Source organism: Breoghania sp. L-A4 (genome assembly GCF_003432385.1).
Lineage (GTDB): Bacteria > Pseudomonadota > Alphaproteobacteria > Rhizobiales > Stappiaceae > Breoghania.
Map to the genome: position 1 here is coordinate 298,240 of NZ_CP031841.1, position 24,393 is coordinate 322,632.

The following is a 24,393-nucleotide window of genomic DNA, read 5'->3' on the forward strand; positions in this document are numbered from 1 at the left end:
AATCACAGCGCTCGTGCCAACGCCGGCCAGCGCTTCGCGATCATCTCCGCGCTGAGATCGTAGACAGAGGCGATCAGATCCGGCGTCACCACTGAATCTGACGCGCCGCGGGCGACCACCGCGCCGCGCTGCAGCACCACCAGATGATCGGCATAGAGCCGCGCCATTTCCAGATCATGCAGTACCACGACGACCCCGCCGCCACGCCGCGCGTAATCGCCCGCCAGCTCCAGCACGTCGAGCTGGTGGCGGATGTCGAGGCTCGATGTGGGCTCGTCGAGCAGCAGGTAGTTCGCGACACCTTCGACGCAGGGCTCCCAGACCTGAGACAGCACGCGAGCCAAATGCACCCGCTGCTGCTCGCCCCCTGATAGCGTCTGGTAGTGCCGGTGCGCATGCCGGCTCATGCCGACCCGCTCCAGCGCCTGCGCTGAAATCTCCGCGCACAGCGCCGCGTCGTGCCGCTTGCCGCGCAATCCCAGACCGACGACCTCGGCCACGGAGAATGGAAACGAGAGGGTCGAGGATTGCGGCAGCACGGCGCGGCGCCCGGCCAGCTCATGGGCGCGCAATGCGCCGATGTTCCGGCCATCAATGCTGACACGGCCGCGCGCCGGGCGCATCTCGCCGGTCAGACATCTGAGCAGCGTCGACTTGCCCGCGCCGTTGGGGCCGATGATCGCCGTCACCGAACCGGGGCGCGCCTCGATGCCGACGCCACGCAGAAGCTGCGCGCGGCCGGCGGTGACATGGAGGTCTTCGGCGGTCAGCATGACAAGGTCCTAGATATCAATGATCGAACGGCGGCGCAGCAGGATGGAGAGGAACACCGGCACCCCGAGAATCGCCGTGATGATGCCGATGGGCAGTTCCGCGGGCGCGACGATCACCCGGCTGATGATGTCTGCGCCCACCATCAAAGCCGCCCCCAGCAGCGCGCAGGCCGGCAGCAGGCGACGATGGTCCGCGCCGATGACCAGCCGCAGCACATGCGGCACCACGATGCCGACGAAGCCGATGGTGCCGGCGGACGCGACGCAGGCGCCGGTCGCAGCGGCCGTCAGCACGATGACGCCGCGCTTCAGCCTTTGCGGATCGAAACCCAGATGAAACGCTTCCGCCTCGCCCAGCAGCAGGGCGTTCAACCCGCCGCCGAGGAAGGGGATGGCCAGCGCCAGAATCGCCACAAACGGCAGCATCGCGAACACCCGGTTCCAGGTCGCGCCGCCCAGCGAGCCCATGTTCCAGAAGGTGAAATCGCGCATCTGGTCGTCGGTGCTCTGGAAGATCAGCACGCCGGTGAGCGCCATGGCGAGCGCCGAGAGCGCGATGCCGGCCAGCAGCATGGTGGCGACCGAGGTGCGCCCGCTGCGCGTGGCGATCACATAGAGCATCCAGGTGGTCACCAGTCCGCCGCCGAAGGCGGCCAGCGACAACAGATGCACGGACCACGCCGGCGGTATCGCCAGGTTCATGCCGCTGATCACCACGATCACGGTGACGGCGGCCAGCGCCGCGCCCGCCGACACGCCGATCAGCGTCGGATCGGCGAGCGGATTGCGAAACAGCCCTTGCATCATGGCGCCGGACACCGCCAGGCCTGCGCCGACGAAACAGCCCAGCACCGTGCGCGGCAATCGGATTTCGAAGAGAATCACCTGTTCGCGCACCCATTGCGGGGCGACATCGTCGCCCAGTCGTTCGATCACGGCGCCGAGCATGCCTTGAAGCGATATATCCGAAGGGCCGATGAGCACGGAGGCGACGGTGACGGACAGAAGAAGCGCCATCAGCGCCACGGTCACCGCCCAGGATCGCGCTGCGGGATGCGCCGCCGCCGGCGCGCGGCGCGGCGGCGTGTCCGTCCCGTGCACGGGACTTCCGCAGCGCGTGGCGCGGCGTTGCTCATGTCATGACCACCATCGGGGTCGCGGGTCAGTTTCATTGCGCGGCCTGCGCGATTCTGTCCGCAAGTTCGCGCGCGGCGGCCGCGGTGCGCGGCCCGAAGCCGAGCAGGTACAGCCCGTCCATGGAAATCAGCGCCTTGTTGCGGCCCGCCGGCGTCAGCTCCATGCCTGGAATTTCCAACGCGGTCTTGTCCAGCGTGCTGCCGTGACGCTGCATGGTGAGCACAATGTCCGGGCTTGCGGCGATCAGCGCTTCGCGGGTCACCGGCTTGTAGCCCTCGATCTGTCCGAAAACGTTGCGGCCGCCGGCAAGCGCGATGATCGCGTCGGCCGCAGTGCCCGCGCCCGCGACCATCGGCTTGCCGCCGGTCGCCGACAGCAGGAACAGCACCCCCGGACGCTCGCCGGAAGCCCTGGGAAGCGCGTCGAGGTCCGCCTTCACCGTCACTATCAGCGCCGCCGCCTTTTCCGGCATGTTGAGCGCCGCGCCCACCGCGCCGATTTTCGCCAGAATTCGCTCCGGCGTATGACCCTCGGGAATTTCCACGAAAGGCACAGTGGCGGCTTTCAGCACGTCGATCACCGGCGGCGGACCGGAGCCCTCGATCGCCAGAATCAGATCGGGCTTCAGCGACAGCACGCCTTCGGCCGCTAGCGCGCGCATGTAGCCGACACTGGGCAACGCACGGGCCTCGGCAGGAAAGGTGCTGGTGGTGTCAACCGCGACCAGCCGGTCCTCCGCTCCCAGCGCGTAGACGATTTCGGTGACCGAGCCGCCAATGGACACGATTCTCGGGGCGTCCGCGCTGGCGGGCTGGCCGTAAAACGCAAGACCTGCGAGCAGAACCAGCGCGGCGAGGCCGCGACCGGAAGAGGAGAGACAATGGTGCATGCCGGATCTCACTTGGTCAGGATCAGTTTGTTCAGACGGGTAATGGTCATGCGATAGAGCGTACCGTCGTGGGTGATGCGGATTTCCCGTGCGCCCTGGAACAAGGTTTCGCTGCTGATCGTCATGGGTTCGGGCGGTGTGCGCATGGTCGGGGAATCAGCGGTTCTTGCGGCGTCGCCGCCGGAATTGGGTTCGGGGCGAGACATGGCCCGGAGATCTCCCGTGTTTGAGCGTATTGGGTCGTGTCGCAACGGCCGAATGGTTAACCGCCGTTAGGACTATATACTTGACTCTCATACTCATGTTTGGATACGAAGGCAATGTCCGCGGTCGCAGTCGCCATCAACGGGGCGCTGCCGCCGGACCCGAAGCAAGCCCATCCGCTGTCCCGCAGCGGCCGCCAGCCAAAAAATCGACATCCCTCAAGAAAGAGAAGATCGATGCGATCAATGAATTGGCGCGCGGCCATGCTGTTGGCAGGCAGTGCAATGGCGACCTGGCCCCTCACGCAGGCGGCATCGGCTCAAGAAGCCGGTGTGGTTTCGCTCGACACGATCACCGTCAACGCGACGCGTACCGAAGGCTCCGCCGTCGATGCGCTCGCTTCGGAAAGCGTGGTGACATCCGAGGACATCCAGCGCACCGAAGCGGACAAGATCGCCGACGTGCTGCGCTCGGTGCCGGGCATCGCGATCCGCCATGACGCCGATTCAACGGGTGCCGCCGTCAACATCCGCGGCCTGCAGGATTACGGCCGCGTGGCGGTCACGATCGACGGTGCGCGGCAGAATTTCCAGACCAGCGGTCACAGCCTGGAAGGCGGGGCGTTCTTTCTGGAGCCGGAGTTCCTCGACACCGTCACGGTGGTGCGCGGACCTGTGGCCAACGTCTACGGCTCGGGCGCCATCGGCGGCGTCGTGAGTTTCGAGACCAAGAAACCCTCCACCTTCCTGCGCGATGGAGAGACCTGGGGAGTGCAGAATTTCAGCCAGTTCAGCACCAACAACGGCTTCTCCCAAGGGCTGACCGGCGCGGCGCGCGTTTCCGACGCTTTCGCGGTGCTCGGCAGCGTCGTCTACCGCAAGAACTGGAAATACTCCGACGGTCAGGGTAACGAGGTCTTCAATTCCACCAGCGACATCGCCAGCGGCCTCGTGAAGGCGGAAATCACGCCGGCCGAGGGTCATACGCTGCTGCTGGGCGCGATCACCAACAACTCCGACTATCGTTCGGGCAATCCCGGCGGCACCAATTACGACAACACGGTTCAGGACAACACGCTGAGTGCCAACTACCACTATGAGGCGCTCGACAACGACTGGATCGATCTGGTGGCCAGCACCTACTGGACATCGACCGATCTCGAGCAAACCTATCTGACCGGTGCCAACGCGGGCAACACGCGCGACTTTGGCATCGATACGATCGGCATCGACGCCAACAACACCTCACGGTTTGGAACCGGCGCCTTCGATCACGCGCTGACCGTAGGCGTCGACGCGTTCAAGGACACGGTCGAGGTCACGGATGCGGCCGGCACCGGCGCTCTGTTCACTCCCAACGGCGAGCGCACCGTGTTTGGCGCCTTCGTGCAGAATGCGGTGAGCTATTCCGACTGGCTGGAAGTCATCGGCGGCCTGCGGTTCGATCACTATGAATTGGATGGCGGCGCGGTGTCCTCTTCCGGCCAACGGGTTTCACCGAAGATCACCGTCGGCGTCTCGCCCTTCGAGGGCATGGCGCTTTCGGGGCTGACGCTCTACGGCACCTACGCGGAAGGCTACCGCGCGCCGTCGGTCACCGAGACGCTGATTTCCGGCTTGCATCCCTTTCCGGCCTTTGCCTTCAATCCCAATCCGAACCTGCGGCCTGAAACGGCGCACACCATCGAGGCGGGCGTCAACTTCAAGCGGAATGGGATCTTGGTGGACGGCGACCGGCTGCGCATGAAGGCGGCGATCTTCCGCAACGACGTCGACGACTTCATCGATCTCGTCGGCAGCGGGCCGTTTACCTGCTTCGGGCCATGCAACTATCAGTACCAGAACATCGACAAGGCCCGTATCGAGGGCGTCGAGCTGGAAGCCCATTATGACGCGGCCTGGGGTTTTGTCGGCCTCGCCGGACAGCATCAGCGCGGCACGAACCGCAACACCGGCGGCGCGCTGGATTCGATTCCGGCCGACAAGCTGGTGACCACCGTCGGCTTCCATGTCCTAGAGGACAAGGCGACACTGGGCGTGCAGTGGGAAACGGTGTCCGCGCAGGACAACGTTTCCACCACCACGCCGAGCAAGGCCTACAATCTGGTCAACCTTTTCGCCAGCTACTCGCCGCGCGAGGATCTGACGCTCGGCCTCAACGTCGACAATCTGTTGGACCAGCAATACACGCCCTATCTGGACAGCGACGCCGCCAAGGGACTTGAGGTCAAGTTCACCGTGCGCGCCCGGCTGGGTGGCTGAACCGGCCTTTCGTGATCGGAAGGTGCACATGAATCGCCAACGGGAGAGGAACCTGTTCCTCTCCGCAAAACCAGGGATGAACGCATGTATATCGCCATGAACCGGTTTCGCGTCAAAAGCGGATCGGAAGAGGAATTCGAGACCGTCTGGAAGAACCGCGACCGGCACCTCAAGGAGCTGCCGGGCTTCGTCGAGTTCCAGCTCCTGAAGGGTCCCGAACACAAGGACGGCACCGAGGAAGACCACACGCTCTACGCCTCGCACACCGTGTGGAAGTCGTATCAGGATTTTGTCGACTGGACGAAGTCCGATGCCTTCAAGAACGCGCACAAGAACGCCGGCCAGAACAAGCCGCTGTACCTCGGCGGCCCGCATTTCGAAGGCTTCGACGTGATCCTCACCGAAGGCCGGTAAGGCCCGGCGCCGGGCCGCGCCGCGCGGCCCGGGACGTCCGTGATCGGCTTGGCTTGGCGGGCGAACGGATTGGAGTCCGGCACCTCTTAGTCCAGTGAAAACTCGCCCTTGGCGTGGGCGTCCGCGATGTAGCGGAACGCATGAACCGTCATGCGCATCAGATGCTCGCCGGCGGCGATCGGCGGATATTTGGCCAGCGTCTCCGGTGTGCGGAATTTGGGCAGCGGCTCCACCACTGCGTCGTAGTCGAGCCCGAAGAACAGCGGGAACGAGTAGCGCTCGCGGCCGGTGTTGACCACGCGGTGCTGGGTGGCCTTGTACTGGCCGCCCGACCAGGTCTCGAAGATGTCGCCGATATTGACGATGAAGGTGCCCTCGAGCGGCGGCGCTTCCATCCAGTAGTCGTCGACGTTCATCGCCTGCAGCCCCGGCCCGCCCTGAAGCAGAATCGTGAAACACTCGAAATCCGAATGCGCGTCGATGCCAACCATGTCGTTGGACGCCGGCATGTCGTTTTCGAGATATTTCAGCATCTGAAGCTGCGACGTCGGATTGTTGATGTGGCGCTTCAGCGTGTCTGGCTCCACGCCGAGTTCATATTCCAGCGCCGACAACATCTTCAGGCCGAGCGAGAAAATCGCGTCGTAATAGGCTGACACCGCGTCGCGCCAGCCGGGGATCTCCGGCCAGATGTTGGGTCCGGTCATCCGCCAGCCCGCCAGATAATCCGGGTGGTCGGCTGGCGTCCCGTAGGACATGTCCCATGCTTCGTTGAAATTGATCTTCTTGGGAAATTTCGTGCCGTTCTCCTCGAAGGGCACATAGCCGCGATGATGGGTGGAAAATCCCGACCAGTTCTTCATCTTGGTGCGCCGCGGCAGGTCGTGAAACTGCTTCGAGGCGGCAAAGATCCCGTCGATCAGGCTCTGATCCACGCCGTGGTTCTTGATGTAGAAGAACCACGATATGCGCGCCGCCTCTCCGAGCTCCGTCGCCACCGCGGCCATGTCCTCCAGGTGGCCCGTGTGCAATCCCGAAAGATCGATCACCGGCAACTCGACGCCCGAGGCGCTGAGCGCCGAGGTGATCGGCGCCTTCGTCAGCCACAAGGCGGAAGCTGCGTGATCCCGGGCGCCGCACCCGTCACAAACGATGACATCCGCGACCTGTGGCGGCGCCTACATCGAGGTTTCTGCCACACAGCCGACGTTCGAGGATCACGCAACCGAAGTCCGCTGGTTCCAGGGCCCAGGGCTCTATGCCGATCTGCGCGTGCCCGGCGCCCTGGCGCAAGGATTCGAAGGCCTGACATCTGAGGATTTGACGGACGAGCAGCTCGCGCTGTGCGACCAATGCGAAGGCTTTGCGGGCCTGTCGTCGGTCACAGGCGGCGTATGCACCTGGCGGCGCTTCATCAACCTTCAGGGGCCCGAGAAGGGCAAGGACATCGGGGCGCTCTCCTTCGGCTCCGACGGGCTTTTTGAGCACGGCGTGGAGGCGGATTTCGTTGAGTTGTGGCAGCGGATTGGAAAGCCGGATTCCGTCGTCCACGCTAATGCGTTCACCGGCGTCGACGGCCATTTGGCGATTCTGATACGCGCACAGGGGCGTTTTCTGTTCGCCTGCGACCGCCCCGCGCGCCTGGCCGGGTCCGATTCATTGGCGGAGGCGCTCGACGGTTCCGACCGTGCCCGGGTCATCGCCGCCCTGTGTGAGCGCGAGTACAGCTTCGGCGAGATTAGCGGCGAAACCGGCGTCATCACGCTGTCGACCGTGCCGACGCGCGTGCGCGCGATGTTGTTCGACACGCTTCCCCGCGCCGGGGTTTCTCCACGCAGCATCAGAGCGCTGACGGTACTGCGTTCTTCCGAAGCTGGACACCAGTGGACATCGCCGCGCTGGAGGCACGGGTGTAACGGCCGGAGGCCGCGTCTCTCACTCCGCGTTGTCGGCGTCCACGGCTTCCTTCATTTCGCGCAGCAGGTCGGGGAAGGCGCTCTGGACGCGGCTCCAGTTGGGGATGAAGGGGTTTCCATCGGATTTTCCAGAAACGTCTGCCCGGCCTCCACGATGTTGGCGGCGAACAGTTCCACCGCTTGCTCTTCCTTGTGCCGGTCGAGGCTCAACCCGTTCATTTTGGCGTCGTTGTAGTAGATCTCCATGAGATCGAGCGCGGTGCGGTAATAGGTGGCCTTGATGGTGCGGAAGGTGTCCTGGCTGAACACCGCACCGTCGATTGCCAGCTTGCGAAACAGTGCCTTGGCGATGTCGGTCGACATTTTCGACAGGCCGGTGTCGGGATTGTCCTCCGACAGCGGCTGGTGCTTGTGGTCGTAGGCGTCCGCGATGTCGACCTGGCAGATGGCGCGCGGATTGGCGTTGCGGCGCACCTCGGCCAGAACGCCGATCTCCAGCCCCAGTCCGAGGGGATGCGGATGTCGGGCACGATGGCGGTGCGCATGGCGAATTCGCCGGCCAGCGGATAGCGGAAGCTTTCCAGATATTCGAGGTATTCCTTGGGGCCCAGCGTCTTGCGCAGGGCGATGAGCAGGGGCGCACCAGCAGGCGGGTGACGCGGCCCGACAGTTTTCCGTCGGCGATGCGCGGATAATAGCCCTTGGCGAACAGGTAGTTGAAGCCGGGATTGGCGATCGGATAGACGAGGCGCGCCAGCATCTCGCGGGAATAGGTGACGATGTCGCAATCGTGCAGGGCGACGACGTCCGCCTTGCCCGAGGCCAGCACGTAGCCCATGCAGAACCACACGTTGCGGCCTTTGCCAGGTTCCAGAGGCGACAGCCCGCTCTCAGAGAGTTGCTTGTCGATGGCCTGCAGACGCGGTCCGTCGTTCCACAGGATGGTGTGGTCCTGCGGCAGGCGCGAGAAGTAATCCTTGGCGAAGCGGAACTGCTGCTCGTTGGCGCGATCCAGCCCGATGACGATTTCGCTCAGATACGGCACCTGCGCGAGATGATCGAGAATGTTGCCGAGCGCCGGACCCTCGAGCTCGGAGAACAGCGACGGCAGGATCAGCGTGATGGGACGCGAGCGGGAGAAGCCGACCAGTTGCCGTTCCAGCGCTTCCACCGGCTGGTCGGTGAGATTGTGAAGCGTCGCGACGACACCGTTCTGGAAGAAATCACCCATTCGTCTGTCCTTTTTCTGGTCGCCCGCGGCTCAATTTGATTTCCGACCGCAATGCGCTCAGAGGGCCCGCCGTTGCTTCGGCTGGCGTCGCTTGTCTATTGCGGCCGGGCCTGCTCTTCAACGATGTCGAGTATGGCACGGTTCCATCCCGCGGGCCCGGCGAGAACCGTGCGCCGGATCGTCCCGGCGCTCTCCCCCGGCAGCCGCGGCAACGGGGGATGCGAGGGGTTGGCAACGATGACGCCGATGTCGGCTGCCTCGATCATCTCGCGATCGTTGGGCGCATCACCCAGAGCGACGGTGAGCACATCGCCGTCCAATTGCGCGCGGTAGCATGTGCAAAGGGCCGCCATGCGGTCGGCCTTGGATCCGGGACCCATGAGGGTGAGAAAGCGTCCCCCGCGCACCGCCTGCAGGGGTTTGAGAGCGTCCCGGAAGCGCCCAAGCGCGGCATCGTCGCCGTCCCAAAGACCCGGTTCGGACCAACGCCGATCACGGGCACGGGCGGCCGCGTCCAGCGTGAGTTTGGTGCGGCGCGCGATATCCTCGACGCTCCAGTCGCCGAAACCCATGAAATGCCCGGACAATTCAGAATCCATTTCCTTGAGCGCACGGCGGATCTCCGCGTAGGGCACGCCTGCGCCGTCTGCCACGCAGCCGTCGAAATATCCTGCGGGCACAACGAGGCCGGCGCCGTTTTCCACGATGGCCGGATGCCGGAGGCCCATGGCGTCCTGCAGGGGCCCGATTTCCGCGGCCGTCTTGCTGGTGGCCAGAATCAGCGGGATTCCCTGCCGCCGAAGGGTTTCGAGCGCTTCGCGGGCGGGTTCAAATGAATAGGTGTCGTGGTCGAGCAGCGTTCCGTCGAGATCCGAGAAGACGACGAGTTGCGATGCCATCAAATGCCGCCTGTTGCTGCCCAATGGCCTCCATTGTCATGGATTCGGGCCATACGGGAAAGGCGAAAGCCACGCGGCAGGGAAAGTTTCAGCGGGCCGCGCTGCGGCGGGATACGCTCTCAGCCACGGCGGGCACGGTATGCGCGTTCGCCCACAATTTCTTGGGCCGTCCCGGAGGGGTTTCGGCGTCCTTGCTCGGCATGGCCATGATGGCGGTGCCCATGGCGGCGCTGCACAAGGTGATGAGGAATCCGAAGAACAGCATGGCCAGCGGCACGAGCGGGGCTTCGGCGCGCGCGATCAAAGACCACAGCCCGCCGGCATCCCAGTAGAGCAGTCCGGAGACGACCAGCGTCGTCACGCAGAAGCCGATCAGCCAGTTGATGGCGAGCAGGCGGAGGAGCGGGTTGCGGATAAGGATTGTCAGGCCCGTCGGCGCGGCATCGGTCATGGGTGTCTCTCCCGGATCATTGCCCGCGCGGCCGCAGACGGTGCGGGGCAGCCAAGAATATACATCCGGTCGATGTGGTTTGGCGACATGTCTGGCGACAAGCGACAGATTGGCGCATGCGCGGCATTGCTCTCCCGTGAGGGGCGGCCGGTGCCTTGACGCTAACAAAAAGGCGCGCGCAACGACGTGTTACGCGCGCCTGGATCATGCGAACGGCGTGATGGTTCAGACGTCGAGATTGACCACCGACAGGGCGTTGTCCTGGATGAACGCCCGGCGCGGCTCCACTTCGTCGCCCATCAGCTTGGTGAAGATGTCGTCGGCGTCGTCCGCCTCGCGGATCTTCACCTGCAGCAGCGAGCGTGCATTGGGATCGAGTGTCGTCTCCCACAATTGGCCAGGGTTCATTTCGCCCAGACCCTTGTAGCGCTGTAGCGACAGGCCCTTGCGGCCGAAGGTGAACATGGCGTCGAGCATCGCTCGCGGACCGCGGATCACGAATTCGGTATCCTTGCGCCGCAACGACGCTGCCTTGCCGTAGATTTCCTTCAGATAATCGGAATGGGACGACAGCTTGCGCGCATCGGCGGAGTCCAGCAGGGCGGCGTCGATGGTCGCCACTTCCTTGACGCCGCGCAGCGTGCGGGTGAACTCCAGGCTGTTGTCCTCGAGCACCACGCCTTCCCAGCCCTTTTCGAATTCCTCGGCCATGATGTCGAGCCTGCGCGCGATGTAGCTCGCGGCCTCCTCGGCCTTGGCGCGGTCCTCGAGCAGATCTGCGGACAGCGCTCCGGCGATGGCGGCCTGTTCGACCACGGACTGATCGTAGCGCGCGTGAAGGCCAGCGAGGACGCCGGCGACGACGCGCGCCTCTTCGACGACGCCGAGCAGGTCGCGGCCCAGGCGGACTTCACCGTCGGCCAGCACCAGGGAGGCGTCTTCGAGGCCGGTATCGATGAGGAAGTTCTCGAGCGCCTTTTCGTCCTTGAGATACTGCTCGGACTGGCCGCGCTTGACCTTGTACAGCGGCGGCTGGGCGATATAGATGTAGCCGTTCTCCAACAGCGCGGGCATTTGCCGGAAGAAGAAGGTCAGCAGCAGGGTGCGGATATGCGCGCCGTCCACGTCGGCGTCGGTCATGATGATGATCTTGTGGTAGCGCAGCTTCTCGATGTTGAACTCTTCCTTGCCGATCGAGGTGCCCAGCGCCGTGATCAGCGTTCCGATTTCGTTCGACGACAGCATCTTGTCGAAGCGGGCGCGTTCCACGTTGAGGATCTTGCCACGCAGGGGAAGCACGGCCTGGTTGGCGCGGTTGCGTCCCTGCTTTGCGGAGCCGCCGGCGGAATCACCCTCGACGAGGAACAGTTCGGCCTTGGAGGCGTCGCGCTCCTGGCAATCGGCGAGTTTTCCCGGCAGCGAGGCAACATCGAGCGCGCCCTTGCGGCGGGTGAGTTCGCGGGCCCGGCGCGCCGCCTCGCGGGCGGCGGCGGCTTCCGCCACCTTGGAGACGATGATGCGGGCGGGGGCGGGATTTTCCTCAAGCCAGGTGGAAAGCGCCTCGTTGACGATGTTCTCGACCACCGGGCGAACCTCCGAGGAGACCAGCTTGTCCTTGGTCTGGGAGGAGAATTTCGGATCCGGCACCTTCACCGAGAGCACGCACGTCAGGCCCTCGCGGCAATCCTCGCCGGTGGGGAGACCTTTTCCCTCTTGGTGATCCCGGCGCGGTCGGCGTAACCGATCAACTGACGTGTCAGCGCGCCGCGGAAGCCCGCCAGATGGGTGCCCCCGTCGCGCTGCGGGATGTTGTTGGTGAAGCACAGAACGTGCTCATGGTAGCTGTCGTTCCACCACATGGCGACTTCGACGACGACGCCGTCCTTCTCTGCCTTCATCATCACCGGCGTCTCGATCAGCGGGTGCTTGGCGCGATCGAGATAGCGCACGAAGGCTTCCAGCCCGCCCTCGTAGTAGAGTTCTTCGACCTTCGGCTCGACGCCGCGGTTGTCGGTGAGGATGATGCGGGCGCCCGAATTGAGAAAGGCGAGCTCTCGCAGGCGGTGTTCCAGCGTGGCGAAATCGAAATCCAGGCTGGTGAAGGTCTTCGGCGAGGGCGTGAAGGTGACCTCGGTGCCGGTGTCGCGGCCCGCGTCGCCGATCACGGCCAGAGGCGCTTCGGCCACGCCGTCGCGGAATCGCATCTGGTGAATCTTGCCGCTGCGGCGGATGGTCAGCACCAGCTCCGTCGACAGCGCGTTGACCACCGAGACGCCGACGCCGTGCAGGCCACCCGATACCTTGTAGGAATTCTGGTCGAATTTTCCGCCCGCATGCAGCTGGGTCATGATGACCTCGGCCGCGGAGATGCCTTCTTCGGTGTGGATATCGGTGGGAATGCCGCGGCCGTTGTCGCTGACCGTGACCGAGCCGTCGGGGTTCAGCGCGACCGTGACGTGATCCGCGAAGCCCGCCAGCGCCTCGTCAATGGCGTTGTCAACCACCTCGTAGACCATGTGGTGCAGGCCGGAGCCGTCGTCCGTGTCGCCGATGTACATGCCGGGGCGCTTGCGCACCGCATCCAGCCCCTTGAGGACCTTGATGGAATCCGCGCCGTACTCATCCGCGCCAGTGCCCACGCCGGTTGTTGCGCCGGTGATTGCGTCAGTGCCGGTGCTCGCGTCGTTGCCGTCGATCGGTGTATCGCTCATGCGAATCAGAGTCCGTCCATAATGATCTTCCATGAACGTTATACGGGGTTCACGCCCGCATTCAACTCGGCAGAAACCGGGGGGCCGCTTGCGTTCGCGACGATCCGAGAAAGCCGGGGATGACAGGCCTCACACAGCCGCGATCCCAGCGCGTCGCCGAGGCGCCGGCGAGGCCTTCGGCAGTCTCATTGTGGTGGCGTGTCCACGGCGATCGTGGCCTCGGTGACGGTGAAGCGCTGCGCGTCCCGGGGGAGGTCCGCGAACAGCAGCGCGTCGGTGCCGGTCATGAAGACCTGCAGACCCAGAGCGCTGAGCCGGGCGAACAGCGCCTGCCGGCGGCGCGGATCCAGATGCGCCGCCACCTCGTCCAGCAGCAGCACCGGCGTCATCCGCGCTATCCGGGCGGTCAGCTCCGCGTGCGCCAGAACCAGTCCAATCAGCAGCGCCTTCTGTTCGCCTGTCGACGCCTGGCCCGCCGGCATGGCCTTGGCGGTGTGGATCACCACGGGATCGGAACGATGCGGTCCCTCCAGGGTGCGCCCGGCGGCGCGGTCGCGGGTGCGGCCTTGCGCCAGCAGCGCCCGGTAGCGGTCCTCCAGATCGGTGGCCGCGGCGCTGTCGGCCAGCGTCTCGAACGCGCCTTCCAGCGTGATCGCGGCGCGCGGGAACGGATCGGAGTCATCGGCGCGGGTGCCGACCAGATCGCGCAGCAGGGAGACCGTTTCGCGCCGGGCCACGCCGACAGCAACGCCCAGCGCCGCGATCTGCGCCTCCACCGCGTCAAGATAGGGGCCCGAGCCGCCGTTTTCCAGAAGCCGGTTGCGGCCGCGCAGGGCTTTCTCGAAATCGCCCACGCGGCGGCCATGTCCGGGGTCGACGGCGAGCACCAGCCGGTCAAGAAACCGCCTGCGATCGCCGGCGGGCCCGGTGAACAGCCCGTCCATGGACGGCACCAGCCACAAGACCCGCAGATATTCGAGCAGGCTTTCAGACGAGCGTGCGTCCGCGCCGTTGATGCGCACCTTGCGGCCGCCGCCGGGCGCAAGGCCGGTGCCGATTCGGGTCTCGCCGTCCATGCCTTGCAGCACGGCGGAGACGCTCCAGCCGCCGCTGGCGTCGCGGCGTGTCAGTTCACTCAACTGTGCACGGCGCAATCCGCGCCCGGCGCTCAGCAGCGAGATCGCCTCAAGCAGGTTGGTCTTGCCCGCGCCATTGTCGCCGACAAAGGCGATCAGGCGCGCGTCGAAATCGAGGCTGGCTGCGCGATAATTGCGGAAGTCGGTGAGTTGCAGCCGCGACAGCGCGACAGGCGCCGGGGTCGCCATCGGAGCGCGTTCCTCTGTGTGGCGGCGTGCCTATGCGCGGGGGCCGGCGCGGTGGCGCCGGCCGGTTGCTCTAGACGCGCATCGGCATCAGCACATAAAGCGTGCCTTCGTCCCCTTCGTCGCGCACCAGCGTCGGCGAGCCGGGATCGGAGAAACGGAACACCGCCGTGTCGCTTTCGAGCTGGCTTGCGATGTCGAGCAAGTAGCGCGAGTTGAAGCCGATCTCGATGGGATCGGAATCATACTCGACCGCCAGTTCCTCGGTGGCGCTGCCGGAATCGGGATTGGTGACAGTGAGCACCATGCGGCCTTCGCTGATCGCCAGCTTGACGGCACGGCCGCGATCGCTGGAGATCGTCGAGACGCGATCGACCGCCTTTTCGAACACGTCGCAGTCAAGCCGCATGTTCTTGTCGTTGTCCTGCGGGATGACGCGGCCGTAATCGGGGAAGGTGCCGTCGATCAGCTTCGAGGTCAGGATCACCGAATCGGTGGTGACGCGGATCTTGGTGTCGGACAGTTCCACCTGCACCTTGGCCTGCGGATCGTCCAGCAGCTTCTGGATCTCGCCGACCGTCTTGCGCGGCACGATGATTCCGGGAATGCCCGCCGCGCCCTCTGGCGCGAGGATCTCGGCCTGCGCCAGACGGTGGCCGTCGGTGGCGACCGCGCGGAAATACTCGCCGGCGGGCGTGCTCACCGAATGGAAATAGATGCCGTTGAGATAGTAGCGCGTCTCCTCGGTGGAGATTGCGAATTGGGTGCGGTCGATCAGCTTGCGGATGCTCTCCGCCGTCATCTCGAAGGTGTGCGACATCTCGCCCGCCGCAAGATCGGGAAAATCCGTCTCCGGCAGCATCTGCAGCGCGAAGCGCGAGCGGCCGGCGCGCAGCTCCAGCGTCGCGTTGTCGGACGAGGTCTCCAGCACCACCTGGGCGCCGTCGGGCAGCTTGCGGACGATGTCGTGCAGCATATGCGCCGGCACCGTGGTCGCGCCAGGCGTCTCGACCATGGCGGGAACGGTTTCGGAGATTTCCAGGTCGAGGTCGGTCGCCTTCAGGCGCAATTGGCCGCCGTCGGCCCGCAACAACACATTTGAAAGAATGGGAATGGTGTTGCGGCGTTCAACGACCCGGTGCACATGAGTCAGGGACTTCAGGAGATCCGTCCGCTCGAGTGTCGCTTTCATGAACAGGGTCCGTGAGCTGGATGTGCCATGCGGAAAAGCCGCTTTGGCAGAACAGGTTGAGGCTTCATAGCAGCCCGAGGGGATTGGAACCCTGCCCGCAAAGCGTGCGGAATGCAAGAGCCCGGGGCAGGATTTCGCCGTTCCGGGGGCTTGCCCGGGGCCGCGCTGCGGCTTTTCGCGCCGCAAACGTGATGCGACGCACGAACCGGTCGCGGGTGCAGCGCAACACGCCGCGCCGGGACGCCGAATCGGTGCCTGCCGCGCCCATGAAACAGCGCACCCGCCTCGAGCCACGAAGCGGGTGCGTGATCCTGCTGCGGACCCGTGCTCCGGGGCCGCGAGTAGCCGTGAAACGCGGCTCAGTTGTCGAGCATGCGCTTCAGCAGCTCGATTTCCTGTGCGAGATTCGGATCGTTCGACGACAGCTCGGTGATCTTGCGCACCGCATGCAGCACTGTCGTGTGATCGCGGTTGCCGAAGCGCCGGCCGATTTCGGGCAGCGAACGGGGGGTGAGGGCCTTCGCCAGGAACATCGCGATCTGGCGCGGACGTACGATGGTACGGGTACGTCGAGCCGACAGCAGGTCCGATTTGGACACGTTGTAGTGTTTGGAGACCACGCGCTGAATGTCTTCGATCTTCACTCGCCGCGGCTCATGAGCGCGCACCAGATCGCGCAGCGTCATCTCGGCCATGTCGAGGGTGATCGGCGCGTTGGTGAGCTGGTTGTGCGCAACCAGACGGTTGAGCGCGCCTTCCAGATCGCGGCCGTTCGAGGAGACGTTGGTGGCGACGTAGTCGAGCACCGCTTCCGGCATGTGGAAGTTGGGATAGGTGTTACGGGTCAGCGCGATGCGATGCGACAGGATGGCGCGGCGCAGATCATGGTCCGGCTGCTGGATGCCGACAACCAGTCCGCCGGCGAGGCGCGAACGTACGCGGTCATCGAGAGCTTCCAGGTCGGCGGGCGGCCGGTCGGCGGCCACCACCACCTGGCGGGCCCCGTCGATCAGCGAATTGAGCGTGTGGCAGAATTCCTGCTGGATCTGCTTGCCATGCAGAAACTGCATGTCGTCGATCAGCAGAATGTCGATTCCGCGCAGCGTGTCCTTGAACGCAATGGCCGACTGGGTCTTCAGCGCCGCGACGAAACGGTACATGAAGTGCTCGGCGGTCAGATAGAGCACCTTGCGTCCGGTGCTGCGAGCCTCCGCGGCGATCGCGTGCAACAGATGTGTCTTGCCGAGGCCGACGCTGGCGTGAACGAACAGCGGGTTGTAGGTCACCGGCGCGCCTGAGGTGAGCTGGCGCGCGGCGGCCAGCGAAAGCGCGTTCGACTTGCCCTCGATAAAGGTCGCAAACGTGTATCTCGGCTCCAGCGGCGAGCCTTCCAGGACATCGCGTCGCGGCTCGTGCTCGCTGCGCGTCTGGGGCTGCGACAGGCCGCGCGGCGTGGCGTCGCCGAGTGATACTGGACGGGTCTCGAAGACGCCCTTCTGGCTGGCCTTCGCCGCGGTCTGGGCGTTCTGGGCGACGACGGAGGGCCGGGCCCGGACGGCGCCGCGCACCGTCAGTTCGATACGGTTGACCGAGTCGCACTCGTTCTGCCAAAGGCCGATGATGCGGTCGCGGTAATGCGACTGGATCCACGTCTTCAGGAAGCGGGTGGGAACGGACAGCTGAACGGTTCCATCGGGCGCCTGGCCTTCCAGATTGACGCGTGCAAACCAACTCGAGAACACATCCTCGCCCAGTTCAGCACGCAACTGGCTCTTCACCCGTTTCCATTGTTCCGGACCCGGAACGTCAGCAATGTCCATGGCTTGCGCCTCCGTCTGTCGAGCGGGGTTCGGGCGCCGCACCCGGTTCCCCGCCGTTTATCGTTTTACAGCGCCATGCCCGGAGGCCGGCGCCTTGCTTTTGTGACGCCCGCGGCCGGTCCCGGCCTCAGGCGCTGATCGTTTCAAACAGGTATCCCGGCGCCGGCGGGCCGACGACTGAACACCTGTGTGCGGCGCCTGAGGCGCCGCGTGTGCAAACGATGTGCCGCATCGTCCGGGTTCGCGATGAGGAACCCTAAGCAGGATCAAACCGGATCCTGTACGCGTCTCTCTTGCTTTCAGGCCGGACCGGCGGTGCAAGAGAGGATCCGGTCACGGGCGAACAGCCCCGGACCAACTCGTTCAGGACTGTACCCATGGAAGGTTCGATTGCTTCCAGCCGCCAACGGACCCGCGATGCCCGTCCGCGTCCAGAGGCCCTTCAAAGCCATCGGTGATATTATAGCACTGTGTAAATCCGGCCTGCGTCATGGCAATGGCAGCGGAGAGGCTGCGGGCGCCGGACCGGCACAGAAAATACAAAGGGTCGCTCTTTTCCACGCCGCGTTTTGCGAGTTCGTCGCCCAACGTCGTGACGAAATCGGAGGCGGTGGGTTGCCCCTGAAATTGCTGCCATTCGACCAGAACCGGTTCGCGATCGAGACCGCGAATATCCGGGATGCCGACGAAAGTCCATTCGGCGCGTGTGCGTACGTCGATCAAGACGGCTGAAGGATTGTCCACCAGGTCCTGGTACGTCGCGGTCGCGGTCTTGTCACCGGCGTATCCGCCGGATGCGTCGCTCGACATGAAGCCCCTTTGCCGCCGGTAAAACCGACACCAACATTTCTATCGAGTTTTTGAGTGGTAATGTATTGACGACTAAAAAGTTTAGTATTTAGTATAACTTTTCAGCATCTATAAGGTCTTCTCTAGGCCTTGGCCTCTCGGAGAGCAAGCATATTTTGTCAGGCACTTTCAGATTTATTTGACCGTACGACATGAATGCACTCGTTTGAGGCAAGGTAATCTTCTGGATGGCGATAATCCCGAGGTGGCCCCCCGTTGAAAGCAAACATACACATGGCGTTCTGCGGCTGCAACCGAACTAATCGACAATCGGATTAACAGCGCTTCCAGCCCTTACGTCAGCTCCCCGATGGGGCTGCTCCGAGGGGGTACTTAATGTGTTTTGACTCAACGGCTTTAGCTCATACGAGAGGCTTTATGAGGCGCGCGGACGGGGCCGCAATTTTTTTTTCGGCAATTCATCTTGACAGCCGTCGAATCCCTGCAGCCCGCTTAACATAAACGTTAACATAGCATTAACGCTTTGATTTATATGTGTTTTTTGAGTCACGCCCTCGGCGGCAATTTCGACTGTACGTAGGTGTTTTTGTTTAGCCGGCGGAATTGAAACCGTGATTAGCCGTCTAATAGAAAAGCCCGGTCGAAGACCGGGCTTTTCAGGCATATCCGAGGGCTTGAGATCAGGCGCTGAGCGCCTTCACCCGCTTGCTGAGGCGGGAAACTTTCCGCGACGCCGTGTTGGCGTGCAGGATGCCCTTGTTGACGGCGCTCATGATGATCGGCTGCGCCGTCTTCAGTGCTTCAGCGGCGATCGCCTGGTCGCCGGCCGAGATGGCTTCCTCAACCTTGCGGATAAAGGTGCGCATGCGGCTGCGGCGCGCCTGGTTCACGACCGTGCGGCGGGCGATCTTGCGTCCAGCCTTTTTGGCCGAGGGGTGTTGGCCATGGCTCTGTCCTGGTCCGTTTGTAAAACTGGTTGTGATGTTGCGCCCGACACACCGTGTCCCTGCTGCCGGCTCCGCTGCGCACATCTGGTGTTTCGCAACATCGCTTGAGGCAAAAGGACCAGCGCACCGGACCAAACGCAATGGGCAGCAGAAAGCCCGCCACCATTTGGACGGGGCTTATATGCCGCGCGGGCGGCAACGTCAATGTCGAAGCGCTCTATTTGTTGCGGAACTGCGGCGAACGCTTCTCGATGAAGGCCTGCATGCCTTCCTTCTGGTCCTCGGTGGCGAACATGGCGTGGAACACGCGGCGTTCGAAACGTACGCCTTCCTCCAGCGTGGTCTCATAGGCCCGGTCGACGCTTTCCTTGGTCATCATGACGGTGACCTGGGAGAATTCCGCTATCTTCTGCGCCACGCGCAGGGCTTCCTCGAGCAGGTCTGACAACGGCACCACACGGCTGACAAGCCCTGCGCGCTCGGCCTCCTCGGCATCCATGAAGCGGCCGGTGAGGCACATTTCCATCGCCTTGGACTTGCCGACGAAACGGGTCAGCCGCTGGGTGCCGCCGGCGCCCGGCATGACGCCGAGCTGGATTTCCGGCTGGCCGAACTGGGCGTTGTCGGCCGCCAGGATGAAGTCGCACATCATGGCGAGCTCGCAGCCGCCGCCCAGCGCGTAGCCGGCCACCGCCGCGATCACCGGCATGCGGGTGCGCGCGATGCGCTCCCACGACGTAATGAAGTCGTCCTTGTAGGTCTGCGGATAGGTGAGCCCGACCATTTCCTTGATGTCGGCGCCGGCGGCGAACGCCTTGTCCGAGCCGGTGACCACGATGCAGCCGACTTTCTCGTCCGCCTCGAATCCCTCGATGGCGCGGTTGAGTTCCGCGATCAGCGCCGAGTTCAGCGCGTTGCGCGCCTTCGGACGGTTCAGCGTGACGAGCCCGACCTTGCCGCGCGTCTCCACCAGAATGTTCTCGTAAGCCATGATGCCTCCCGCATGGCCTTCCCATCCGCATGCGCTGCGCGGGATGGAAAGGTGTGTCCAGGATGCAAGGCGTAGCGCCGCGCGTGACCCGGCGCAAGACCTTGGCAGCGGTACGCGTGAACACATTGTCTTGCGCTGCGGATGCCGGTGAGCAGCCGGCGACGGGCTTCAGCGCTGGCAGGCGGGGCAATGGAACGTTGAGCGCCCCGATTGCACAAACCGCGCGATGATGCCGCCGCACCCCTCGTGCCGGCAGGCCTCGTTTTCGCGGTCATAGGCGGCAAAGCTGTGCTGGAAATATCCCAGCGATCCGTCGGTCTGGACGTGGTCGCGCAGGCTCGATCCGCCGGCCGCCACCGCCTCGCCGAGAACGTCGCGGATGACCTGCGCCAGAAGGAGGGCGCGCTCCGTTGGTCGCCCGTCCTTGCGTGCCAGCGTTCCCGCGGCGCGTATGGGCGACAGGCCCGCGCGCCACAGCGCCTCGCAGACATAGATGTTGCCAAGCCCCGCGACGATGCGCTGGTCGAGCAGCGCCGCCTTGAGCGGTGTCTTCTTGTTCGCGAAAGCGCTTGCGAGAAAGGCGCCGTCGAGCCGGTTGCCCAGTGGCTCGATGCCCAGATGGGCGAACAGCGGATGCGCGTCGAGGCCGGCGCGGGGGACCAGCGTCATGAAGCCGAAGCGGCGCGGGTCATTATAGAGGATGCGCCGGCCGTCCTCGAAATGAAGCACCACGTGATCGTGCACGGTGTTCTTGCCGCGGGCGTGGTGGAAGTCGCCCGGTGTGTCGGTCAGCCCGTCGTCCTCGATGCGGAAGGAGCCGGACATGCCCAGGTGCATCACCAGCACGTCGCCGGAGACGAGGTCTGCGAGGAGGTACTTGGCGCGGCGGCCCAGCGTCGCGACCTTTTGTCCCTCCAGCCGGGCGGTGAAATCGACTGGGAAGGGAAAGCGCAGATCGGGGCGGCGCTGTTCGACACGGGTGATCCGCGCGCCTTCCATCACCGGCGCCAGCCCGCCGCGCACGGTTTCCACTTCGGGCAGTTCGGGCATGGTTTCTCCTGCGATCTCTTTGCCGTAGAAAGGCTGAGAATCAGACGGGCGATACGATAGCGCCCGGGCGCGCCTTGTACTATGGTCCGCGCCGACAGGAGAGCGGATATGGCACGCGAGCCCCATCAAGACACATCAGGATCGGACGGAGCATCGGCGAGCTTCGGCTTCCGTACCGTGCCGCTGGGCGACAAGCAGGAGATGGTCGACACGGTGTTCCACCGGGTGGCCTCGCGCTACGATCTGATGAACGATCTGATGTCGGCCGGCATGCACCGGCTGTGGAAGGACGCCATGGTCTCGTGGCTGTCGCCGCCGCATGCGGGCAAGCGGCCGTGGGCCGTGCTGGACGTGGCCGGCGGCACGGGCGACATCGCAACCCGCATCGTCGAGCGCTCGCAGGGCCATGCCCAGGCCATCGTCTGCGACATCAACAATTCCATGCTCACGGTGGGCCGCGACCGGGCGGCCAAGGCGAAGCTGTCCAACGCCATCCGTTTCGCGCAGGGCAACGCCGAGGATCTGCCGTTTCCCGACGCGCGTTTCGACGCCTATACGATCGCCTTCGGAATCCGCAACGTGCCGCGCATCGAGCGCGCGCTTGCCGAAGCCCATCGCGTTCTCAAGACCGGTGGCCGCTTCCTGTGCCTGGAATTCTCCGCCGTCGACGTGCCGGGGCTCGACCGCTTCTATGACGCCTATTCGTTCAACGCGATTCCGGCCCTGGGCAAGATGGTGACGGGGGATGCGGACAGCTACCAGTATCTGGTGGAATCGATCCGCAAGTTCCCGACCCAGGAACGTTTTGCCCAGATGATCCGCACCGCGGGCTTCTCGCGGGTCAGCTACCGCAATCTGTCGGGCGGCATCGCGGCGATCCATTCGGGCTGGAAACTGTAGAAATGCCGGTCACGAATTTCATCCGCCTGGCGCATGCCGGTTTCGTCATGGCGCGCGAGGGCGTGTTCGGTCTGGTCGAGGTGCCGGACCTGCCCGCGGGCCCGCGTCTGGCGCTGCGGCTGGTGCGAATGCTGGAACGCAAGGCGGCGCGGCGCGCGGACGCCGGCGCGCGCATCTCCCAGGCATTTAACAGGCTCGGTCCGTCCTACGTGAAGATGGGCCAGTTCCTGGCCACCCGCCCCGACGTGGTCGGCGCGGAAGTGGCGCTGGAGCTGTCGCTGCTGCAGGACCAGCTGCCGCCGTTTGCGCAGGCCGATGCGATCGCCGTGGTCGAGGAGGCGTTTGGTCAGCCGATCGACGCGATCTTCGCCGAGTTCGGTGCTCCCGTCGCGGCCGCTTCCATCGCCCAGGTGCATCCGGCGGTGCTGCGCAACCCCGCGCCGCTGGAAGACGATCCGGCTCGTGCCGATGACCCTGTTGGCGCTGGCGCCGCAGGTGCTGCCGATCCCGAGCGCGATCCTGAGGTTGCCCCGGAGCTGGACAATCACGCCGGCAAGGTGGCGGTCAAGGTGCTGCGTCCCGGCGTAGCGCGGCGATTCCAGCGTGACCTGCAATGTTTCTATCTCGCCGCCCGGCTGATCGAGCGCTTCGCGCCCGCCGCCCGCCGCCTGCGTCCCGTCGCCATCGTCGACACGCTGGCGCGCTCGGTGGAACTGGAGATGGATTTCCGGCTCGAGGCGGCAGCCCTTTCGGAAATGACCGAGAACATTGCCAAGGATCCCGATTTCCGTGTGCCGTCGGTCGACTGGGTGCACACCGCGAAAAGCGTGCTGACGCTGGAATGGATCGACGGCCGGAAACTCTCCGATGTCGAGGGCATCCGCGCCGACGGCCAGGACATGGAGCGGCTGGCCGCCAACATCATCCAGAGCTTTCTGCGCCACGCGCTGCGCGACGGTTTTTTCCACGCCGACATGCATCAGGGCAATCTGTTCGCGCAAGCCGACGGCATGCTGGTGGCGGTCGACTTCGGCATCACCGGTCGGCTGAACAAGGCCGAGCGGCGGTTCCTGGCGGAAATCCTGTTCGGCTTCATCACCCGCAACTACCTGCGGGTGGCCGAGGTGCATTTCGAGGCGGGCTATGTGCCAGGCACCCAGGATGTGGCGGTCTTCGCCCAGGCCATTCGCGCCATCGGCGAGCCCATCCACGGCCACACGGCGTCGGAAATATCCATGGCGCGGCTGCTGACTCAGCTCTTCGAAGTGACCGAGCTGTTCGACATGACCACCCAGCCGCAGCTCATCATGCTGCAGAAGACCATGGTGGTGGTCGAGGGCGTTGCGCGCACGCTGGACCCGAAACTCGACATGTGGAAGACGGCGGAACCTGTGGTGCGCGAATGGATCGAACGCAATCTCGGACCCGCCGGCAAGCTTCAGGACGCGGGCGAGGGGTTTGGCGGCTTCATGCGGCTGCTGGGCGACATGCCGGTGCTGGCCGAGCGCGCCAGCCGCATGTCGGCTGAGCTTGAGAGCATGAGCAAGAACGGTTTGCGGTTTGACGCCGAGACCGCAGACGCCATCGGCCGCGCCGAGGCGCGCCATACGCGGTCGGGCCGCTGGGCCCTGTGGATCATCGCGGCGGCAATGGTGGTGATCGCCTTGGAACTTGTTCTGTAGCGGGTCTCGTCCAGGGCAGGATCTTCTATTCCAGCGCCGCGGTCACCCGCCGCAGCGTCAGATTGATCCGGCCGCCGTCTTTCAGAAGCGTGGAGGTGCCGGGATAGATGCGATCGACGCCGTGGTGCGCCAGCCGCGCGTCGCCGCCGAGCACCAGGGCGTCGCCCGAGGCCAGCTTGAACGAGCGTGTGGGAGCCGTGCGGGCCGCACCGCCCAGACGGAACCGGCAGGTGTCGCCGAGCGACAGCGAGACGACGGGGGCCTCGAATGTCTCCTCGTCGCGGTCCTGGTGCAGGCCCATTTTCGCCGAAGCCTCATAGAAATTGATCAGGCAGGCCTCCGGCGGATGCGGGAAGCCTGAAAGGTCGTTCCAGATGTCCAGCAAGGTCCGGGGCATTGGCGGCCAGGGCGCGCCCGTATCCGGATGGGTGGGCTGGTAGCGGTAACCCGCCTTGTCCGCGACCCAGCCCAGGGGGCCGCAGTTCGACATTTTCACGCTGAGCGGCTTGCCGGTGCGCGGCATGCGCGGCGCAAACAGCGGGGCTGCGCGCACGATCGCGCGGATCTCTTCCAGCAGCGCCTGCTGCGCGGCGCGGTCGAGATACTCCGCGCGCAGCCGGAAACCGGCGCCCGTGGGGCTGGCCGGATGTCCCTGCTCTACCGTGCTTCCCGCGATGGTATCACTCCTCACGACGCGATCACTTGTGGACAGGGACGGCCGGGTTTCGTAACACCGGGCCGGGTTCTGAGGCGCTCAGGACCGGCTTGCGTGTCGCGGGCTGCCATACCATGT

Annotated in this window: 22 protein-coding genes and 1 pseudogene; 5 read left to right on the forward strand and 18 right to left on the reverse strand. The window is 64.7% G+C overall.

Annotated elements, in window-relative coordinates:
- Positions 1-2: 2 nt before the first annotated feature.
- The 4 genes from D1F64_RS01440 to D1F64_RS01455 form a co-directional block, all read right to left on the reverse strand.
- Positions 3-773, reverse strand: a complete 771-nt coding sequence (locus D1F64_RS01440; protein WP_117410969.1) for a heme ABC transporter ATP-binding protein — start codon at positions 771-773, stop codon at positions 3-5.
- 9 nt (positions 774-782) lie between these two features.
- Positions 783-1,874: an iron ABC transporter permease gene (locus tag D1F64_RS01445; protein WP_248304572.1), complete on the reverse strand. Its 1,092-nt coding sequence runs from the start codon at positions 1,872-1,874 to the stop codon at positions 783-785.
- Between the two features lie 67 nt (positions 1,875-1,941).
- Positions 1,942-2,799, reverse strand: coding sequence for an ABC transporter substrate-binding protein (locus D1F64_RS01450; protein ID WP_117410970.1), 858 nt, complete (start codon positions 2,797-2,799; stop codon positions 1,942-1,944).
- Between the two features lie 8 nt (positions 2,800-2,807).
- A complete protein-coding gene (locus D1F64_RS01455) occupies positions 2,808-2,945 on the reverse strand; it encodes a hemin uptake protein HemP (protein WP_346432336.1) in 138 nt (45 codons plus the stop codon).
- 342 nt (positions 2,946-3,287) lie between these two features.
- Between D1F64_RS01455 and D1F64_RS01460 the strand changes: the two genes are divergently transcribed.
- Entirely contained in the window at positions 3,288-5,264 is a 1,977-nt protein-coding gene (locus D1F64_RS01460; protein ID WP_162901221.1) for a TonB-dependent hemoglobin/transferrin/lactoferrin family receptor, read from the forward strand.
- Positions 5,265-5,348: 84 nt separating this feature from the next.
- Entirely contained in the window at positions 5,349-5,678 is a 330-nt protein-coding gene (locus D1F64_RS01465; RefSeq protein ID WP_117410973.1) for an antibiotic biosynthesis monooxygenase, read from the forward strand.
- An 86-nt stretch (positions 5,679-5,764) separates the two neighbouring features.
- Here the strand turns inward: D1F64_RS01465 and D1F64_RS01470 are convergent, their stop codons facing one another.
- From D1F64_RS01470 to D1F64_RS24165, 3 genes are all read right to left on the reverse strand, one after another.
- Positions 5,765-6,787 carry a 2-oxoglutarate and iron-dependent oxygenase domain-containing protein gene (locus tag D1F64_RS01470; RefSeq protein ID WP_117410974.1) on the reverse strand — a complete coding sequence of 341 codons (1,023 nt, stop codon included), beginning with the start codon at positions 6,785-6,787 and terminating at the stop codon, positions 5,765-5,767.
- Positions 6,788-6,821: 34 nt separating this feature from the next.
- Positions 6,822-7,259: a hypothetical protein gene (locus tag D1F64_RS01475; protein ID WP_117410975.1), complete on the reverse strand. Its 438-nt coding sequence runs from the start codon at positions 7,257-7,259 to the stop codon at positions 6,822-6,824.
- Positions 7,260-7,645: 386 nt separating this feature from the next.
- The gene (locus D1F64_RS24165) at positions 7,646-8,068 is read right to left on the reverse strand and encodes a hypothetical protein (protein WP_248304573.1); all 423 of its coding nucleotides are present in this window, start codon (positions 8,066-8,068) and stop codon (positions 7,646-7,648) included.
- 316 nt (positions 8,069-8,384) lie between these two features.
- Here D1F64_RS24165 and D1F64_RS24170 point away from each other — a divergent pair, with 316 nt between their 5' ends.
- A complete protein-coding gene (locus D1F64_RS24170) occupies positions 8,385-8,864 on the forward strand; it encodes a hypothetical protein (RefSeq protein ID WP_248304574.1) in 480 nt (159 codons plus the stop codon).
- Positions 8,865-8,920: 56 nt separating this feature from the next.
- Here D1F64_RS24170 and D1F64_RS01485 read toward each other — a convergent pair whose 3' ends face one another.
- The 10 genes and pseudogenes from D1F64_RS01485 to mutM form a co-directional block, all read right to left on the reverse strand.
- Positions 8,921-9,724 (reverse strand): HAD-IIB family hydrolase, encoded by an 804-nt coding sequence (locus tag D1F64_RS01485; protein WP_117410976.1) that lies wholly within the window; start codon positions 9,722-9,724, stop codon positions 8,921-8,923.
- Positions 9,725-9,812: 88 nt separating this feature from the next.
- Complete coding sequence (locus tag D1F64_RS01490; protein WP_117410977.1) at positions 9,813-10,175, reverse strand: hypothetical protein; 363 nt, start codon at positions 10,173-10,175, stop codon at positions 9,813-9,815.
- Positions 10,176-10,400: 225 nt separating this feature from the next.
- Positions 10,401-12,886: pseudogene (gene gyrB / locus D1F64_RS25245) on the reverse strand (DNA topoisomerase (ATP-hydrolyzing) subunit B).
- A 185-nt stretch (positions 12,887-13,071) separates the two neighbouring features.
- Positions 13,072-14,211 carry a DNA replication/repair protein RecF gene (recF, locus tag D1F64_RS01500; protein WP_117410978.1) on the reverse strand — a complete coding sequence of 380 codons (1,140 nt, stop codon included), beginning with the start codon at positions 14,209-14,211 and terminating at the stop codon, positions 13,072-13,074.
- Positions 14,212-14,281: 70 nt separating this feature from the next.
- The gene (gene dnaN / locus D1F64_RS01505) at positions 14,282-15,400 is read right to left on the reverse strand and encodes a DNA polymerase III subunit beta (RefSeq protein WP_117410979.1); all 1,119 of its coding nucleotides are present in this window, start codon (positions 15,398-15,400) and stop codon (positions 14,282-14,284) included.
- Positions 15,401-15,759: 359 nt separating this feature from the next.
- Positions 15,760-17,220: a chromosomal replication initiator protein DnaA gene (gene dnaA, locus D1F64_RS01510; protein WP_117410980.1), complete on the reverse strand. Its 1,461-nt coding sequence runs from the start codon at positions 17,218-17,220 to the stop codon at positions 15,760-15,762.
- A gap of 363 nt (positions 17,221-17,583) precedes the next feature.
- Positions 17,584-18,030 (reverse strand): rhodanese-like domain-containing protein, encoded by a 447-nt coding sequence (locus D1F64_RS01515; protein ID WP_117410981.1) that lies wholly within the window; start codon positions 18,028-18,030, stop codon positions 17,584-17,586.
- Between the two features lie 680 nt (positions 18,031-18,710).
- Positions 18,711-19,013, reverse strand: coding sequence for a 30S ribosomal protein S20 (gene rpsT, locus D1F64_RS01520; RefSeq protein WP_248304831.1), 303 nt, complete (start codon positions 19,011-19,013; stop codon positions 18,711-18,713).
- Between the two features lie 181 nt (positions 19,014-19,194).
- Positions 19,195-19,968: an enoyl-CoA hydratase gene (locus D1F64_RS01525; protein WP_117410983.1), complete on the reverse strand. Its 774-nt coding sequence runs from the start codon at positions 19,966-19,968 to the stop codon at positions 19,195-19,197.
- Between the two features lie 168 nt (positions 19,969-20,136).
- Positions 20,137-21,018 carry a bifunctional DNA-formamidopyrimidine glycosylase/DNA-(apurinic or apyrimidinic site) lyase gene (mutM, locus tag D1F64_RS01530; protein ID WP_117410984.1) on the reverse strand — a complete coding sequence of 294 codons (882 nt, stop codon included), beginning with the start codon at positions 21,016-21,018 and terminating at the stop codon, positions 20,137-20,139.
- A gap of 108 nt (positions 21,019-21,126) precedes the next feature.
- Here mutM and ubiE point away from each other — a divergent pair, with 108 nt between their 5' ends.
- Together ubiE and D1F64_RS01540 are read left to right on the forward strand one after the other, a co-directional pair.
- The gene (gene ubiE / locus D1F64_RS01535; RefSeq protein WP_117410985.1) at positions 21,127-21,918 is read left to right on the forward strand and encodes a bifunctional demethylmenaquinone methyltransferase/2-methoxy-6-polyprenyl-1,4-benzoquinol methylase UbiE; all 792 of its coding nucleotides are present in this window, start codon (positions 21,127-21,129) and stop codon (positions 21,916-21,918) included.
- 2 nt (positions 21,919-21,920) lie between these two features.
- The gene (locus tag D1F64_RS01540; RefSeq protein WP_117410986.1) at positions 21,921-23,600 is read left to right on the forward strand and encodes an AarF/UbiB family protein; all 1,680 of its coding nucleotides are present in this window, start codon (positions 21,921-21,923) and stop codon (positions 23,598-23,600) included.
- A 25-nt stretch (positions 23,601-23,625) separates the two neighbouring features.
- On the opposite strand, the gene D1F64_RS01545 is transcribed toward D1F64_RS01540, so the two are convergent.
- A complete protein-coding gene (locus tag D1F64_RS01545; protein ID WP_117414344.1) occupies positions 23,626-24,216 on the reverse strand; it encodes an alpha-ketoglutarate-dependent dioxygenase AlkB in 591 nt (196 codons plus the stop codon).
- Between the last annotated feature and the right edge of the window lie 177 nt (positions 24,217-24,393).

What these genes read in the sequence shown, in the direction of transcription:
- D1F64_RS01440 (WP_117410969.1), bottom strand. Translation starts at nt 773, where the DNA reads ATGCTGACCGCCGAAGACCTCCATGTCACCGCCGGCCGCGCGCAGCTT.
- D1F64_RS01450 (WP_117410970.1), bottom strand. Translation starts at nt 2,799, where the DNA reads ATGCACCATTGTCTCTCCTCTTCCGGTCGCGGCCTCGCCGCGCTGGTT.
- D1F64_RS01455 (WP_346432336.1), bottom strand. Translation starts at nt 2,945, where the DNA reads ATGCGCACACCGCCCGAACCCATGACGATCAGCAGCGAAACCTTGTTC.
- D1F64_RS01460 (WP_162901221.1), top strand. Translation starts at nt 3,288, where the DNA reads ATGGCGACCTGGCCCCTCACGCAGGCGGCATCGGCTCAAGAAGCCGGT.
- D1F64_RS01465 (WP_117410973.1), top strand. Translation starts at nt 5,349, where the DNA reads ATGTATATCGCCATGAACCGGTTTCGCGTCAAAAGCGGATCGGAAGAG.
- D1F64_RS01475 (WP_117410975.1), bottom strand. Translation starts at nt 7,259, where the DNA reads ATGGCCGTCGACGCCGGTGAACGCATTAGCGTGGACGACGGAATCCGG.
- D1F64_RS01485 (WP_117410976.1), bottom strand. Translation starts at nt 9,724, where the DNA reads ATGGCATCGCAACTCGTCGTCTTCTCGGATCTCGACGGAACGCTGCTC.
- D1F64_RS01490 (WP_117410977.1), bottom strand. Translation starts at nt 10,175, where the DNA reads ATGACCGATGCCGCGCCGACGGGCCTGACAATCCTTATCCGCAACCCG.
- recF (WP_117410978.1), bottom strand. Translation starts at nt 14,211, where the DNA reads ATGGCGACCCCGGCGCCTGTCGCGCTGTCGCGGCTGCAACTCACCGAC.
- dnaN (WP_117410979.1), bottom strand. Translation starts at nt 15,400, where the DNA reads ATGAAAGCGACACTCGAGCGGACGGATCTCCTGAAGTCCCTGACTCAT.
- dnaA (WP_117410980.1), bottom strand. Translation starts at nt 17,220, where the DNA reads ATGGACATTGCTGACGTTCCGGGTCCGGAACAATGGAAACGGGTGAAG.
- D1F64_RS01515 (WP_117410981.1), bottom strand. Translation starts at nt 18,030, where the DNA reads ATGTCGAGCGACGCATCCGGCGGATACGCCGGTGACAAGACCGCGACC.
- D1F64_RS01525 (WP_117410983.1), bottom strand. Translation starts at nt 19,968, where the DNA reads ATGGCTTACGAGAACATTCTGGTGGAGACGCGCGGCAAGGTCGGGCTC.
- mutM (WP_117410984.1), bottom strand. Translation starts at nt 21,018, where the DNA reads ATGCCCGAACTGCCCGAAGTGGAAACCGTGCGCGGCGGGCTGGCGCCG.
- ubiE (WP_117410985.1), top strand. Translation starts at nt 21,127, where the DNA reads ATGGCACGCGAGCCCCATCAAGACACATCAGGATCGGACGGAGCATCG.
- D1F64_RS01540 (WP_117410986.1), top strand. Translation starts at nt 21,921, where the DNA reads ATGCCGGTCACGAATTTCATCCGCCTGGCGCATGCCGGTTTCGTCATG.